Annotated in this window: 11 protein-coding genes; 1 reads left to right on the top strand and 10 read right to left on the bottom strand. The window is 70.3% G+C overall.

Annotated features, from left to right (window positions below; translation table 11 throughout):
- Positions 1 to 44: 44 nt before the first annotated feature.
- Positions 45 to 3,299 carry a LamG-like jellyroll fold domain-containing protein gene (locus ACFHW1_RS11710; RefSeq protein ID WP_416615383.1) on the bottom strand — a complete coding sequence of 1,085 codons (3,255 nt, stop codon included), beginning with the start codon at positions 3,297 to 3,299 and terminating at the stop codon, positions 45 to 47.
- 602 nt (positions 3,300 to 3,901) lie between these two features.
- Here ACFHW1_RS11710 and ACFHW1_RS11705 point away from each other — a divergent pair.
- On the top strand, positions 3,902 to 4,519 hold the full coding sequence (locus ACFHW1_RS11705) for a helix-turn-helix domain-containing protein (protein ID WP_233605752.1): 618 nt from the start codon (positions 3,902 to 3,904) through the stop codon (positions 4,517 to 4,519).
- Positions 4,520 to 4,596: 77 nt separating this feature from the next.
- On the opposite strand, the gene ACFHW1_RS11700 is transcribed toward ACFHW1_RS11705, so the two are convergent.
- From ACFHW1_RS11700 to ACFHW1_RS11660, 9 genes are read right to left on the bottom strand one after another with little or no spacing between them, the layout of a single operon-like run.
- Positions 4,597 to 5,757, bottom strand: a complete 1,161-nt coding sequence (locus ACFHW1_RS11700; protein WP_416615382.1) for an alpha/beta hydrolase — start codon at positions 5,755 to 5,757, stop codon at positions 4,597 to 4,599.
- A complete protein-coding gene (locus ACFHW1_RS11695) occupies positions 5,754 to 6,764 on the bottom strand; it encodes an LLM class flavin-dependent oxidoreductase (RefSeq protein ID WP_416554313.1) in 1,011 nt (336 codons plus the stop codon). Before ACFHW1_RS11695 ends, ACFHW1_RS11700 begins: the two co-directional genes overlap by 4 nt.
- Positions 6,765 to 6,780: 16 nt before the next feature.
- Positions 6,781 to 7,122 (bottom strand): TIGR04076 family protein, encoded by a 342-nt coding sequence (locus ACFHW1_RS11690; protein WP_416554311.1) that lies wholly within the window; start codon positions 7,120 to 7,122, stop codon positions 6,781 to 6,783.
- Positions 7,119 to 8,120 (bottom strand): NADPH:quinone oxidoreductase family protein, encoded by a 1,002-nt coding sequence (locus ACFHW1_RS11685; RefSeq protein WP_416615380.1) that lies wholly within the window; start codon positions 8,118 to 8,120, stop codon positions 7,119 to 7,121. Before ACFHW1_RS11685 ends, ACFHW1_RS11690 begins: the two co-directional genes overlap by 4 nt.
- Positions 8,117 to 8,560, bottom strand: a complete 444-nt coding sequence (locus ACFHW1_RS11680) for a YybH family protein (protein ID WP_289212629.1) — start codon at positions 8,558 to 8,560, stop codon at positions 8,117 to 8,119. The genes ACFHW1_RS11685 and ACFHW1_RS11680 overlap by 4 nt, the downstream gene beginning before the upstream one ends.
- Positions 8,561 to 8,577: 17 nt before the next feature.
- On the bottom strand, positions 8,578 to 9,846 hold the full coding sequence (locus ACFHW1_RS11675; RefSeq protein WP_416568263.1) for an amidohydrolase family protein: 1,269 nt from the start codon (positions 9,844 to 9,846) through the stop codon (positions 8,578 to 8,580).
- Entirely contained in the window at positions 9,843 to 11,603 is a 1,761-nt protein-coding gene (locus ACFHW1_RS11670) for a hydantoinase B/oxoprolinase family protein (protein ID WP_416615378.1), read from the bottom strand. Before ACFHW1_RS11670 ends, ACFHW1_RS11675 begins: the two co-directional genes overlap by 4 nt.
- Entirely contained in the window at positions 11,596 to 13,290 is a 1,695-nt protein-coding gene (locus ACFHW1_RS11665; protein WP_416615376.1) for a hydantoinase B/oxoprolinase family protein, read from the bottom strand. Before ACFHW1_RS11665 ends, ACFHW1_RS11670 begins: the two co-directional genes overlap by 8 nt.
- Complete coding sequence (locus tag ACFHW1_RS11660; protein ID WP_416554301.1) at positions 13,287 to 15,356, bottom strand: hydantoinase/oxoprolinase family protein; 2,070 nt, start codon at positions 15,354 to 15,356, stop codon at positions 13,287 to 13,289. The genes ACFHW1_RS11665 and ACFHW1_RS11660 overlap by 4 nt, the downstream gene beginning before the upstream one ends.
- Between the last annotated feature and the right edge of the window lie 6 nt (positions 15,357 to 15,362).

The raw sequence follows: 15,362 nt of genomic DNA, 5'->3' as shown, positions 1-15,362 counted from the left end.
GCCGAATCCCATCGAAAACCCCAGCTCAAGAGCCCCTCAACCGACTACGCAACAGCCCTGGTCTGGTACCCGCCCGGATCCAGCGTCACCACCGCACCCACAAGCGGGGTGAAGTCCGCGTCGGCCAGCACCGAACCGTCAAGGCTGGTCGCTGCATTCACAGTGAAGTATGCCTGGGCAAGACCACTGCGTCGGTCACCGACATCGACGGCTACGACGAAGAGAGAACGCTCCCCGGCTACATTGCCCACATTGATCGACACTGTCGCCGTTCCACCTGGTGCCAACGCAGACACCTCGGTGTCGACCGCAGTGCTGCCGATGCTGTAACGGAACTTCGTGACGTTGATATCTCCACCGGCGTTAAAGGTAACCGAGAGCTGGTCACCCGTGTTCGCTGCGCTGCCGGTGGGGAAAGAGACCACCGCCGGGAGCGGGACCGCAAGCTCGGCGAGGTTGGCTGCGCTCTCAGCGAAATTGTAGATCCGTACGTCGTCGACAGCCCCGGCAAAGAACCCGTCGTCCACGCCGTTCCACTTGCGCTTACCCAGGGCAACATTCGCGGTTGCGTTGAATCCACCACTCAAGGTAGCGGTTGCAGTCTGCGCCACGCCATTTACGTAAAGCTTCAACATTCCCGTCGATACATCATAGACGGCCGCTAGATGAGTCCACCTATCTGCTTCCGGGGCGCTGTTGGAAAGCACTGAGAACAGAGCCGGATTGTCCGCGTCCGCGCCCGCCATGCTGAAACGCCAGCGGTCGTCTGGACCCGAGTAGCCTAGCGTATAGGCAAACACCCGCGACCCGTTTGCCGATAGGATCGTCCGCTGGCCAGTAACTGCACTCGTCGAATCGAGCCGGACCCGTGCCGTGACGGTAAAGCTGGAGTCCGTGCGCATCGGAGTGGACACGTTGGTGTCGGGGTGTGGGTAGTGAAGCGCTCCTGTCACACTCCCGTATTCCGTCGCACCATTCAACAACAACGCGCTTCCCACCCCTGACCGGCCAGTCGTTCGCGACGCGCCACCAGCTAGGGAAAGGCCGTTGCCGTGCTGGGTTACATCGCCAGCGCTCCCGCTCGGTTCATCGAACGTCCAGTGCGCTGTCGGGCCGGCACCAGCCCGCACGACGAAGGTATAGATCCAGGGAGTCGCCGAGTAGCGTCCGGCGTGGTCCTTTGACCAGACGCGCAGCGCCTGAGTACCGTCCCGGACCGGACTCACCTTGATCGTCGCTCCGGAATCACTACTGCGTGCTGGCACCGTAGCGGCGTCCAGGTAGGTCCCGGAGTCCAGGGTCCACGCGTACTCCTTCACCTCATGGCGGCGCAGCGTTGGCGCGCTGACCTCGAAGGTTCCCTCAATTCCTACGCCACCGTGTGGCGTAGGACCGGTCGGGTAGTCTGTGGACGTCACATTCGACGGCCCTTCCGGGGCAGTCGCATCGACAACGAATTCGCAAGTTCCCGACCAGTCGCTGTAATGGCTCCCATCGTAAGTACGCGACTGCCACACATAGGTGTCGCCGTCGACCAACCGGCCGGCGGGAATGGCACGCGACACGATGGAGGAGTTGCCGGATGCCTGCGATACCCGGTCGGTGTCGTTCCGCGAGCCCCCAATCGGCCACCAGTAAAACCAGGTAGTCAGCGATTGTTGGCCGGAGTCCGGGTCCGAGTGCCGGGCGGACAGGGTCGGCGTAAGGGTCAGTACGTACGGCCGGGCGGACCCAGCCGCACAGGACCTGCCGTCCGACCGCCGGTCCGTCGGTGCGGCTGGTTTAGTGTTGTAGGTGATCGCGAGCTTCGGCGACGAATGGTTGAAACGCTTCCACTGGTTTTTTGTACTCTCGTCGACCGCCCGCAGCCCTACTGTCATGGTGGACTGCTTGTCAGTCTCGGCTGCCTTCTTGACCATCGAGGTGACATTGAATTCGATAGGCCCAGTTCCCATGCACCCGTGGACCGCGCCGACCTTACGGTTCGCGGCGGTCTGCGCCGTATAACCGCCATACCAGGTCGGCTGCTTGTTCCACGTTGTGGTCGAAGAAATCCCGCCCGTCAGCCAGAGCTTGGCATTCGACTTTGGGCTACAGGTCCAGGAGTGGCGCTGCTCAATCCGAAACGTCGCAGCCTGGATGATCTTGCCCTTGACACCAGAGACATCCATTCGGAAGAACGATCGTATGATGTAGTCAGCGCAGCCTGTGCAATCCGCGGTTCTGCCAGCGCCAGCCGAACCATGGGTAGAGCCGTTGTAAAGCGCGCTGGCGTTTCGCCAGAAGGAACTGGTCTTGTACTTACTCCACACTGTCGTCCATGCGCTGTCGGAGACGTTCCCTGTCCAAGCCGGATCGATGTAGATCGGGAACGTTGCCGTCGGGCTGGTGAGCAACGACTTGTCCGGCACGATGGTCAGGCTGTTCTGACCAATCTTCACCGGCATCACCGCGCGCCGCGCGCCCTCGGCCGGCTCACGCGCCGCCAAGTCCGCCGCCTCCATCTTGTCGTCTTTATCCAGCCTGGAGGTGGCTGGGCCCTGGCCCTTCCGCTGCGCTGGCCCGGCTCCGGCCTGGGCATCCTGCTTCGCCTCATCGCCGGGCAAATCTGAGTCGACCGAGGAGTCCCACATCAATGGCGCCGGCGCCGTGAAGACGGCAGATCCACGATCGTCGTGTGCAACGATTGTCCCCCCGTCACCTTTCCGGACAGCCAATCCCTTCACCGACATCCCGAAACGAATCTCCGACAGCCGAGGATCCTTAGCGGCACTCGGCGTCCGGACTACGAGCACATGAGAGAAACCTAACGCGCTGGCGGTTACCTGCAAGTCTGTATCCGGCAGAACCTCGCGGTAGATCGCGGTGTCGCCCGCCAACTCGGGAGCAGGCAACGGACCTGGCCAGGATATTGCCAACTCCCTGCCATCATCGACAACCCGCGCCATCGGCCCGCTGCCGCCCGATGAAAGAAAGACCGGCAGTACCGAAGCCTTCGGTGAAATACCCTGTGGCGTTGCCTTCAGCGTAGCGTTTACCGGCGCCCACGATGACCCACGGCGAACTCGAACCGGCACCATACTTTCTTCCAAGGTTCGCGAGCCGTCCAGGTTCAGAAAGGTTTGGGACACTTCAGTTCGCTCGGACAAAATCTCTACGCGACTCTGACAGATCTTCACCATCGACTCGGCGCTACGCGCGTCCGGCTGCTCCTCAACGCAGGACGATATGGGCAGTCCCGCCGGCTCCGCACCAGCGGGAGACGCTGCCGTCAGCGAGCCGGCAACCAACCCGAGCACCGCGAGCCTAGCGGCACCAGCTCGCAATCTGCACCTCAGCCGAGCGTTCCGGCCACGGATCCCCAGTTGGGTCGACATGGTTGGCCTCCGAATCTGCCTAACAAGAACGGTCAGCGGTGCCGTTGACCTCGGCGCGGCGGTTAGGTGCAGTCATGCCGTATCAGCGGCTGCAGGCATCCCTCGGTAGACCGTCCAGGGCAGACCTGTTGACGAGGAGGCCCCAGTGGCGTGTGCCGAGGCTGTTCCGACCAGCCGTGACATGCCACCGACACGGCCGTCCACCCATGCCTCGACACGCCCGTCCGTACGCCAGCCATCCGGCACCCCCGTGATCGACGCCAGTCAGTGTCCGACTGTAGGCGATCCAAACGATCGGTGTAAATGACAGTCACAAGCTGTGACCACAAAGCGGACACGACACACCCTTCCGACACTCGCCGCCATACGAACCGTAAGCACGGAGACGGCCACCCTCCGCAGCACTACTGCGTCACGCCGCGAGCAGCCGGTCGGGGTTCCGGTCGGGGCGGTTAGTTCGATACCATCGAACAAGAATCGGCGCGGCCCGGCGGGCGGTCCGCGCGGGGGTCACGGGAGGTCCGGTGCGCAGGTCTGATCGCGTCGTCGCCGACGGCGACGCACGCCAGGATCTGGTCGGCGCCCGGATGCGCCAGTTCCGCAAGGAGCAGGGGCTGACCCTGCGCGGTCTGGCCAGCCGCGCGAACCTGTCGATCGGGTTCCTGTCCCAGGTCGAGCGGGGTGTCTCGTCGATCGGGCTGACCGCGCTCAACAGCGTCGCCGCCGCCCTGGACCGGCCGGTCGCCGAGTTCTTCAGCGCGGAGCCGACCGAAACCGCCGAGGACCCGCAGGGCAGCCTGCCGGTGCACTTCACCCTCACCCGGGCCGACAACGGCGCCACCGAGTACGTCTCCGGCCAGCAGACCTACCGGATGCTCTCCGACCGTGGCCCCAACCTGGTGCTGGAGCCGATGCTGGTGCACATCGCGCCGGGCGGGCGCCGCGAGGAGGCGTACGGGCACTTCGGCGAGGAGTTCGCCTACGTGGTCAGCGGCGAGCTGCTGTACGAGGTCGACGGGGTGGAGCACCGGCTCTACCCGGGCGACAGCCTGCATCTACGGTCCAGCACCCCGCACCGGCTGTACAACGACACCGACCAGGTGACCACCGTCGTGTCGGTGGTCACCCCACGGCTGTTCTGACCGCCACACTGCCCACTGGTGGGCAACATGTTCACTGACACGTCATAATTTCGGGTCAGCTGACCGGATCCGGACCGTCACCGGCCCGGGACCCGGTCCAGGAAGCGGTCCACCTGCGTCATCGTCGCCTGCCAGATCGGCGCGGCCGGGTCGATCACCGAGAAGTGGTCGCCCGGCTGCTCCAGCCAGCCCGGGTCTTCCCCGGCGGCCCGCGCCGCCGCCACGTACCGGCGGTTGAAGTCGATCAGGTCGAGGTCGTCACCGGCACCCTGGACGATCAGCTGCGGCACCCCGATCGGCAGCCGGGCCATCGGATCCGAGGCGGCGTACACCTGCGGCACGATGTCGTGGCCACCGCCGAGTGCGGCGGCGACCGCGCCGGTGCCGACCTGCCGCCGGTCCCCTTCCGCCAGGTCCAGCACCCCGGCCAGGGAGACCGCCAACGCCACCGGCACCGGACCGCCGTCGGCGGCCAGCCGCACCGCCAACTGCCCGCCGGCGGAGTGGCCGAACACCGCGACCCGGTCCAGGTCGAGCAGACCGTCCGGCACCGCGCCACCGGTCAGCTCCGGCAGGTTGGCCAGCACCGCCAGCCCGGTCGCCACGTCGGCGGTGGTGGCCGGCCAGCCGTGCCGGTCCGGCCGGCGGTACTCCAGGTTCCACGCCGCGTAACCCCGGTCGGCCAGGTCGACGGCGAGCGCGTCCATCAGGTCCGCCGCCCAGATCGACCGCCAGAAGCCGCCGTGCAGCAGCACCGCCACCGGCAACGGCCCGGCGGACACGTCAGGCGCATCGGCCGGTAGCCGCAGCTCGCCCCACTGCTCCGGGTCCGGCCCGTACGCGACCCGCCGCGCCGGGCGGCGCAGCCGGTGCACGGCGTGCCGGATCGCCCAGGCCAGCCCCCACACTCCCCGGCCGGACAGGTGGACCGAGCCAGGACCGGTCGGCTGCGGGTCGGTCACCTGCGGGTCGTAGTGGACGGTGCGGCCTGCCCAGCGGCCGTCGGCGGTCAGCAGCGCCCGTACCGCCGGGTCCGGGCCGGGCAGCAGCACCACCGCGCGCCCGCCGACGCTGCCGACCCCGTCGAGCAGGCCGCGAACCTCGTCGGCGTCGGCGGCGACCACGAAGTCCCCGACCACGCCGAGGCCGGCCGCTTCGGCGACGACCAGGCCCCGCAGCAGTTCCGGGTCGACGGTCAGCCCCGGGCCGGCGACGACGAGTACACCGTCGACTGTCATCGGGAAACCTCCCTACGTAGCAGCGGCAGCACCGCGCTGCCGAGCAGCTCCACGCCACGGTCGTCGGTGAGCCCGTGCGGGGTGCCGAACTCGACCCGACGCACCCCGGCGTCGATCAGCGCCTGCGCCTGGGCGGCGACCTGCTCTGGGGTGCCGGAGAAGGCGAACCGGTCCAGCAGGTCGTCGGGCACCAGCCGGCCGGCGTCGACGTCGCGTCCGGCCGCCACCAGCGACTTGACCTGCGCCAGCAGCTCGTCCGGCACGGTGACGGTCGGATCCAGGTCGGCGACCACCGCCAGGTACATCGCCACCTCGGTGCGGGCCTTTGCCCGGGCCGCCGCGCCGTCGGTGTCCACCACGGTCACCGCGCCGAACACGATGCCGACGTCGTCGACGGACCGACCGGCGGCGTCGGCGCCGGGACGCAGCCGGTCGCGGATCACCGGCACCATGTCCGGGTTGGCGCTGCCGCCGACCTTGATCTCGTCGGCGATCCGGCCGGCGAGCGCGGCACCCCGTGGCCCCCACGCGCCGAGCAGCAGCGGCGGGTCCGGGCGGTGCACCGCGTACCGCAGGGCGGTGTCCGGGGCCAGCCGGAACACCTTGCCGTCGAACCCGGACCGGTCGCCGCGCAGCAACCGGCGGATCACCTCGGCGGCCTCGGCGAGCACGGTCAGCGGGCGCGGCTGCTCGATGCCGACCGCGCCGAGCCAGGTGCCGCGGGCCAGCCCCAAATAGGCCCGCCCGTGCGAGGCCAGGTCGAGCGCGGCGAGCTGGCCGGCGATCTCGTACGGCGCCATCGAGTACGGGTTGAGGCAGGCGGTGCCGAGCCGGACCCGATCGGTGGCGGCGGCCATCTCCAGCAGCGGGAAGATCGGCGGCTGGTACATCAGGTCACCGAAGACGCTCAGCACGTCGAAGCCGTGCGCCTCGGCAGCACGGGCCAGCCGGGCGTAGTCGCCGGCGCGTTTGTCGCTCTGCAGGCCGAGTCCAATTTCCACAGCCACGCGAACCTCCGATGATTCAGGTCAGGTCGGCCGAGTTCATCCGCCGCTTGCAGGTCCGTTCGACCCGCATGACCAGGCCCTCCTCCGGGTCCGGGCAGGCGAACAGGGTGTCGCGTTCCAGCCAGTCCCCCGGCGGCATGTCGCGCTGCTTGGCGGCCAGGAACGGCAGTACCGACGCGAGCGCGTACACGCAGAAGTGTTTCCCTTCCGGGATCTTCAGGTGTGCGCTGTCGGTGAGGTCGAAGTGGTCGCCGACGGCCATCCCGCAGACCGACCGGCCGGTGATCCGGTCCACGCTGACCCGCAGGTCGTAGACCTCCATGTCGCCGTCGTCGGTGCCGACATTCTGATCGCTCATGACTGCTCCCTCGGGTCGATCCGGACGATGATCTTTCCGGTGGTACGCCGGTCGGCCAGGTCGGCGAGCGCGGCCGGGGTGCCGGCCAGGTCGACGACCCGGTTCGCCGGGGGCCGGACCGCGCCGGCCGCGATCAGATCGAAGATCCGCTGGTACGCCTGGGCGACCGCGTCCGGCCGGGTCCACGGGTACGTCGAGCCCCAGGAGAGCCCGATCAGAGTGTGGTTGCCGGCGATCAGCCGCATCGGGTCCACCGGTGGCGGGTTGCCGCCGGCCGCACCGACCGCGACGAGCCGGCCCTCGAACGCCAGGCAGTCCAGTGACCGGGTGAACACGTCCCCGCCGACCGGGTCGACGATCACGTCCGCGCCGGCACCGCCGGTGGCGTCGCTTACCGCCGCGACGAAGTCGCCGGCCAGGTAGTCGACGGCGACGTCGGCGCCGTTGTCGCGGCACAGCGCGGTCTTCGCCGGCCCGCCGGCGGTGCAGATCACCCGAGCACCGCGGGCGGCGGCCAGCTGGGTGGCGGCGATGCCGACGCCACCGGCTCCGGCGTGCACCAGCACCGTCTCACCAGGTTGGACCACGGCGCGGTCCAGCGCGAACCAGGCGGTCTGGTAGGTGACCGGGACGGCGGCGGCGACGACCGGGTCGATGCCCGCCGGACGCGGTACGGCGAGCGCCGCGTCGATGGTGACGGTCTCACCGAGCGCCCCGTGCGGCAGCGCCGGGCAGGCCACCACGTCGGTGTCGGCGAGCGCTTCGGCACCGGTGCCGGTGGCCACGACCCGGCCGGCCAGTTCGACGCCGGGGGTGAACGGCGGCGCCGGGCGGACCGGGTAGCTGCCCCGGCAGAGCATCACGTCGAGGAAGTTCAGCCCGACCGTGGCGACGGCGATCCGGACCTGGCCGGGGCCGGGTGGTGGATCCTCGGGCAGGTCGGCGACGGTGAGCACCTGGTCGGGTTCGCCGTACCCGGTGGCGACGAGGCGTCTCATGCCGGGCCGCCGGCCGGTTCGAGCGCCGGTTCGCGGGCCGGTCCCGCCGGGTGGCGGACCAGTTCGGAGTGGTGGTGCACGATCCGCCAGCCGTCGCCGGTGCGGCGCAGCACGTCGGTGACCCGGCTGTGTTCGGCCGGGCCGCCGCCGGCCGGCACCGCGACCAGCACGTAGCGGGCCACCGCGGCGTCGCCCCACACGTCGATCCGCAGGTCCTCGGGGGCCAGCCGGTCCAGCACCGGCCGGGCCCCGGCGGCGTCGCGCCGCTCCCGGTAGGCGTCCAGCTGGTCGCGGGTGCGCAGCGGGCCGGGCAGATGGGTCTCCCAGGTGGTCACGTCGGCGTGCAGGTGCCGGTCGAAGCGGACCCTGTCGCCGGCGAGGAACGCGTCGTACATGTCGCCGATCGCGGCCGCGATCTCGGCGGTCTCCTGCTCGGACATTCTGCTCCTCACGTCGTTCACCAGGCGGTCCAGCCGGCGCGGTCGTCGCGGACCACCCGGCCGCCGGACATCACCCAGCGCACGCCCCGGAACGCCGACGTGTCGGCGACCGGGTCGGCGTCCATCGCCACCAGGTCGGCGTACTTGCCGGTCTCGACGGTGCCGAGGTCGGCCTCGGCGCCGAGCCAGCGGACCGGGCCGAGAGTGCCGGCGTACAGGGCGCGGGCCGGGCCGATGCCGCTCTCCGACAGGTACTCCAGCTCCCGCACCGAGGCGTTGGTGCCCTCGAAGGACCAGAACGGCGGCATGTCGCTGCCGAGCAGTACCTCCACCCCGGCGGCCAGGGCCATCGCGTAGCTCTCCAGGTGCTGGGGTCCGGCACCGAGCGACCGGCACTGCATCCACTGCGGTACGCCGAGTTCGTCGAAGAACTCCTTGCACCGGGTGACCAGCAGGGTCGGTACCAGGGCGGTTCCGCGCCGCGCCATCCGCGCGGCCACCTCCTCGGTGAGCTGGTAGCCGTGTTCGACGCAGTCCAGGCCCAGCTCGACAGCTTCACCGATGACCGGTGCCGGGCCGGCGTGCGCGGTGACCTTGCGGCCCCAGGCGTGCGCGGTGTCGATGACGGCGGCCATCTCGTCCGGGAACAGCTGCCGGGTGTGGATCGACTCGTGTTCGCCGGCGATCCCGCCGGAGATCATCACCTTGATCAGGTCGGCGCCGGCCCTGATCTGGCTGCGCACGCCGCGCCGGAACCCGTCGGCCCCGTCGCATTCCAGGGTGTCGGTGCTCTCGTGGCCGTGCCCGCCGGTGCAGACCAGCGCCCGGCCGGCGGTGAAGATCCGTGGCCCGGTGACCCGGCCGGCGGTGATCGCCCGGCGCAGCGCGAAGTCGGCATGGTCCTTCTCAGCCACGCAGCGAACCGTGGTCACCCCGCAGAGCAGGGTGCGCCGGGCCCCGTCGGCCATGTAGAGAGCCAGCTCGTGCGGGGTCAGGTCCTTGACGCTCTGCCCGCCGGCACCGGGCAGCGACAGCGACAGGTGGGTGTGCATGTTGGTCAGCCCGGGCGTAAGGTACGCACCGCCGAGGTCAACCTCGGTGACGTCGGCCTCGGCGCGGGCGGCGGCGGTCACCTCGGCGGCCGGGCCAACGGCGGCGATCCGGTCGCCGCGTACCCAGACGGCGGCGTCGGTGACCGGGCCGACGCCGTCGAGGACGCGGGCGTCGACGACGGTGCAGTTGGTCAGCACGGTGTCGACCGGTTCGCGGTGGGTGGCGGCGCTCATGCCGGCGTCCGGTCAGCGGGATTGGTCATCGCGGGCCTTTCTGCGGGTGCGGGGACGGGTACGCCGTAGACGTCGCGGGCGGCGGCCGGTGACACGTAGCCTTCGGCGACGTCTTCGCGTACCGCCTCGGGGTCGCGTCGGCGCGGGTCTCCGTGCCCGCCGCCACCGGCGGTGAGCAAGGTGACCCGGTCACCGGGCACCACCGGCGTGCGTTTCGTGCTGACCCGCCGTTCCCGGCCGGTGCCGGGGTGGACGATCACCTGGATCGGGTCCGGCTGCCCGCCACCGGCCAACGCCCACGGCGCCGACCTGGTCTTCTTCACCACGGACAGGAATTCGCCGGCGGTGGCGAACCGGATGTCGCGGCGCAGCCCGGGTCCGCCCCGGTGCCGGCCGGCGCCGCCGGAGTCGGTGCGGATCTCCAGCCGTTCGAAGAACATCCCGGTGCGGGCCTCGAGCACCTCGACCGGGGTGTTGCGGGCCTGGGTCTGGCACAGGTGGTTGGCCGGGCCGATGCCGTCGTGGTCGGGCGAGGCGCCCCAGCCGACCGGGTCGTTGTTGCTGACCGCGTAGAGCTGCCCGGTGTCGGGGTGGGTGCCGACCATCATGAACCCGGGTACGTCGCCACCGGACGAGGCGGCCAGCCGGTCCGGCATGCCCTGGGCCAACGCCCGGTAGATCAGCTCCATCGCCACCGTGCCGGTCCACTGGGTGAACGTGGCGGCCGGGTAGACGGCGTGAAACAGGCTGCCTGGTTCGGCGACCACCCGCAGCGCGGTGAAGTGCCCGGCGTTGGTCTGCTCGGTCGGGGTGGTGAGCGCCTTGAACGCGACCCGGGCGGTGGCGATGGTCGATCCGTACGGCAGGTTCACCGGTCCGGCGACGGCGGGTGACGATCCGGTGAAGTCCACCGTGCAGGTGCCGTCGGCGATGGTGACGGTGACCTGCATCTTGATCGGCTCGTCGGTGATGCCGTCGTCGTCGAGCCAGTCGACGGCGGTCCAGCAGCCCTGCGGCAGCGCGGCGATCGCGTCGGCGGTGGATGCCTGCGCGGCGGCGATCGCGGTGTCGACGACCGTGGTCACGGTGGCCGGGCCGAACCGTTCGACCAGCTCGATCAGCCGGCGCTCACCGGTGCGCAGCGCCGCGACCTGGGCGTGCAGGTCGCCGATGACCAGTTCCGGCATCCGCGAGTTGAACCGGATCAGCTCGATGATCTCGTTGGCCGGCTCACCACGGCGGAACACCTTGGTGCCGGGGAAGATGATGCCTTCCTGGTGCATGTCGGTGGAGTCGAGCACGTAGCCCGGGTCCTTCGCGCCCAGGTCCATCCAGTGCGCCCGCACGCACAGGAACCCGATCAGCGTGCCGTCCCCGGCCGGCCCGTCGCCGCCGGCACCGGCCGGCTCCGGCAGGAAGACCGGGGCGAACAGGGTGGCGTCGTAGGCGTGCGCCGCGTTCCAGTACGGGTAGTTCAGCAGCACCACGTCACCGGGGTGCAGATTCTCCCGGCCGACGTACTCGACGCCCTTGCGGATCGAGTAGTCGTTGGCGCCGAGGAACCGGCTCAGCCCGGTCGACTCGGCGACCAGCCGCAGCCGGGCGTCGTAGATGGAGATGCCGAAGTCGTACACCTCGTAGATGACCGGGTTGAACGCGGTACGCACCAGCGCGGAGCGCATCTCCTCGGCGGCGGCCACCAGGTAGCTACGCACCACCTCGGTCGCCGCACCGTCCACCCTGGAAGTATCAGTCATCGACGTCGACCCCGTACACCTCGCGGGCGGCGGCCGGTGACACGTAGCCTTCGGCGACGTCTTCGCGGACCGCCGCCGGGTCGCGCCGGCGCGGGTCGCCGTGCCCGCCGCCACCGGCGGTGAGCAGGGTGACCCGGTCACCGGGCACCACCGGTGTCCGTTTCGTGCTGACCCGGCGTTCCCGGTCGGTGCCCGGGTGCACGATCACCTGGTTCGGGTCCGGCTGCCCGCCACCGTCGAGCGCCCACGGCGCCGACTTCGTCTTCTTGATCACCGACAGGAACTCGCCCGGGGTGACGAACCGGATGTCGCGCCGCAGCCCCACGCCGCCCCGGTGCCGGCCGGCGCCGCCGGAGTCGGTGCGCATCTCGAACCGTTCGAAGAACATCCCGGTCCGGGCCTCGAGCACCTCGATCGGGGTCATCCGGCCGGTGCTGCCGGAGACGTGGGTGGCGGCGTTCATCCCGTCGTGCTCCCGGGTGCCGCCCCAGCCGACCGGGTCGTTGTTGCTGACCGCGAAGAGCTGGCCGGTGTCCGGGTGGATGCCGACCATCATGAACCCGGGCACGTCGCCGCCGGACGAGGCCGGCAGCCGGTCCGGCATGCCCTGGGCGAGTGCCTTGAGGATCAGCTCGACGGCGACGATGCCGGTCCACAGGGTGAACGTCGGCTGCGGGTAGACGGCGTGGAACAGGCTGCCCGGCTCGGCCCTGACCCGCAGCGGCGCGATGGTGCCGGCGTTCGACGGCTGGTCCGGTGAGGTCAACGACTTGAGGATCACCTTGCAGATCGCCTCGGTGGCCCCGTACGGCATGTTGATCGGGCCGGGCACCGCCGGTGACGAGCCGGCGAAGTCGACGGTGAAGGTGCCGTCGGCGATGGTGACGGTGACCTGCATCTTCACCGGATCCTCGGTGATGCCGTCGTCGTCGACCCAGTCGGTGGCGGTCCACGAGCCCTGCGGCAGGGCGGCGAGGGCGGCCCGGCTGCGGGCCTCGCCGTCGGCGATGATCGCGTCGACGGCGGCGGCCACCGTGGGCCGGCCGAACTTGGCCAGGATCTCCAGCAACCGCCGCTCACCGGTACGCAGCGCGGCGATCTGGGCGTGCAGGTCGCCGAGGACCTCGGCCGGCATCCGCGAGTTGAAGCGGATCAGCTCGTGGATCTCGTGCACCGGCTCGCCCCGGGACACCACCTTCGTGCCGGGGAAGATCAGCCCTTCCTGGTGCATGTCGGTGGAGTCGAGCACGTAGCCCGGGTCCTTCGCGCCCAGGTCCATCCAGTGCGCCCGGACGCAGAGGAACCCGACCAGGTCGCCGTCGGCGTCCGGGTCGGCGTCGGCCGGGTCCGGCATGAACACCGGGGCGAACAGGGTTGCGTCCGAGGCGTGCGCCGCGTTCCAGTACGGGTAGTTGAGCAGCACGATGTCGCCCCGGTGCAGATTCTCCCGGCCGACGTACTCGACACCCTTGGCGAGCGAGAAGTCGTTGGCGCCGAGGAAGAACGTCAACCCGGTCGCCTCGGCGATCAGCCGCAGGTCGGCGTCGTACATCGACATGCCGAAGTCGTGCACCTCGTAGATCACCGGGTTGAACGAGGTACGGATCAACGTGACCCGCATCTCCTCGGCGGCGGAGATCAGGTAGCTGCGCACCACCTCGGCGGTGGCTCCGTCCAGCGTGGTCACTTCGCCTCCTCCAGGGTCACCAGCAGGTAGCCGTGCGGGTCGACCTCGACGTGCTGCCCGCTGGGCACCACCGTGGTGGAGGTGCCCTCGTCGACCAGGGCCGGCCCGGCGAACCGGTCCCCCGGCGCCAGCTTCGCCCGGTCGTAGACGGCGAACGACGCCACCTCGCGGGTGCCGAAGTCGAAGGCGTCGCGGCGGCCGAGCAGCGCCCGGGTCGGGTCGCCGTCGCCGGCCGGCGGGCGGACCAGCTCCGGGCGGGTGGTCCGGCCGATGCCGCGCACCCGCAGGTTGAGGATCTGCAGCCGGTTGCTCATCGCGTGGCCGTACCGGGTGCGGTGCAACTCCTCGAACGCGGCCCGGACCGCGTCGCGGTCCAGCTCGGCGCCGACGGTGACGATCAGGGTGTGTTCCTGGCCGAGGTAGCGCAGCTCCAGCTGGCGTTCCAGCACCGCCGAGCCGGCGTCGACGCCCTGCTCCACCAGGGAGCCGACCGCCTCCGCCTCGACCTCGACGAACATCGCCTCCAACGCGGCCAGGTCGACGCTGCCCTCCGGCGCGTCGGCGTCCAGGGTGGCCAGCACCGTCCGGGAGAAGTCGTCGACGATGTCGGCCGACAGCATCCCCCAGGCGGAGAAGCCGGACGGGGCGAACGGCACCACCACCTCCCGGATGCCCATTTCGCGGGCCAGCAGCGGGGCCAGCAGCGGGCCGGCGCCACCGAAGGCGAGCAGCGAGAAGACCCGGGGGTCGTGGCCGCGTTCCACGGTGATCTGCCGGACCGCGCCGACGGTGCGGGCCAGCAGCACGTCGTAGACGCCGGCCGCGGCGGCGGTCGGGCTCAGCCCCAGCGGGGTGGCGATCTGCTCGTCGAGCGCCGCCTGCGCCGCCTTGGCCTGCAACCCCATGGTGCCAGCGAGGAACCGGTCCGGGTCGACGTAGCCGAGCACCACCGAGGCGTCGGTGACGGTCGGCCGCTGCCCGCCCCGGCCGTAGCAAACCGGCCCCGGATCGGCGCCGGCGCTCTGCGGCCCCACCTTCAGCAGCCCTCGGTCCAGCCAGGCGATGGAGCCACCGCCGGCGCCGATGGTGCGGATGTCGTACGTCGGGATCAGCAGCGGGAAGTGCTCCAGCTGCGCCTCGTACGCGGCGACCGGGCTGCCCGCCTCGATCACGCAGGCGTCCAGCGACGTCCCGCCGATGTCGAAGGTGAGCAGGTTGTCCCGGCCCAGCGCGCCAGCCAGGTAGGCGGCGCCGACGATGCCGCCGGCCGGGCCGGACAGCACGGTGTGCGTCGGCGACTTCTTGGCCGTCGTCGAGGTCATCGACCCGCCGCCGGAACGCATGATCAGGAACCGGCCGGTGAAGCCCCGGTCGGCCAGCCCGGACTCCAGTTCGTCGACGTAGCGTTCGAAGATCGGCCGGATGTACGCCTCCAGCACGGTGGTGCTGGTCCGCTCGTACTCGCGGTGCTCGCGCACGATGTCCGTCGACACCGAGACGCTGACCTGCGGGTACGCCTCGCGGATGAGCGCGGCGGCGGCGCGTTCGTGGCTGGGGTCGATGAACGAGTGCAGGAAGCAGACCGCGATCGACCCGACCCCGTGCTCCTCGACCAGGGTGCGGGCGGCCGCCCGGACACTGTCCGGGTCGAGTTCGGTCACCACCCGACCCTGGTAGTCCAGCCGGCCGGTCACCCCGGCGGTGTACCGCCGTTTGACCAGGCTCTCCGGCCGCTCGTACTGGAAGTCGTACATGTGGTCGGCGGGCACATTGCCCCGGCCGAGCAGGAAGACGTCCCGGAAGCCCTCGTTGGTGATGATGCCGGTGGCCCCGCCCCGGCGCTCCAGCACGGCGTTGAGCCCCAACGTGGTGCCGTGGATGAACAGCTCCACCTCGGACAGGTCGGTGCCGAGCGCGGTCACCGCGTCGAGCACCCCCTCCCAGGGGCGGGCCGGGGTGGTCGACGCCTTACGGAACCGGACCTGGTTGGTACGGGTGTCCAGCTCCATCGCGTCGACGAAGGTGCCGCCGATGTCGACGGCGAGCCGGATGTGCGGTGCGGGCATCGTCTC

This window comes from Micromonospora sp. LOL_014 (assembly GCF_048060245.1).
In the GTDB taxonomy this organism is placed as follows: domain Bacteria; phylum Actinomycetota; class Actinomycetes; order Mycobacteriales; family Micromonosporaceae; genus Micromonospora_E.
This window is presented reverse-complemented; position numbering and strand designations above follow the sequence as displayed.

Excerpts from the sequence above, each read along its gene's own strand:
- ACFHW1_RS11680 (WP_289212629.1), bottom strand. The coding sequence starts at position 8,560 with ATGTCCGAGCAGGAGACCGCCGAGATCGCGGCCGCGATCGGCGACATG.
- ACFHW1_RS11660 (WP_416554301.1), bottom strand. The coding sequence starts at position 15,356 with ATGCCCGCACCGCACATCCGGCTCGCCGTCGACATCGGCGGCACCTTC.
- ACFHW1_RS11690 (WP_416554311.1), bottom strand. The coding sequence starts at position 7,122 with ATGAGCGATCAGAATGTCGGCACCGACGACGGCGACATGGAGGTCTAC.
- ACFHW1_RS11675 (WP_416568263.1), bottom strand. The coding sequence starts at position 9,846 with ATGAGCGCCGCCACCCACCGCGAACCGGTCGACACCGTGCTGACCAAC.
- ACFHW1_RS11685 (WP_416615380.1), bottom strand. The coding sequence starts at position 8,120 with ATGAGACGCCTCGTCGCCACCGGGTACGGCGAACCCGACCAGGTGCTC.
- ACFHW1_RS11670 (WP_416615378.1), bottom strand. The coding sequence starts at position 11,603 with ATGACTGATACTTCCAGGGTGGACGGTGCGGCGACCGAGGTGGTGCGT.
- ACFHW1_RS11700 (WP_416615382.1), bottom strand. The coding sequence starts at position 5,757 with ATGACAGTCGACGGTGTACTCGTCGTCGCCGGCCCGGGGCTGACCGTC.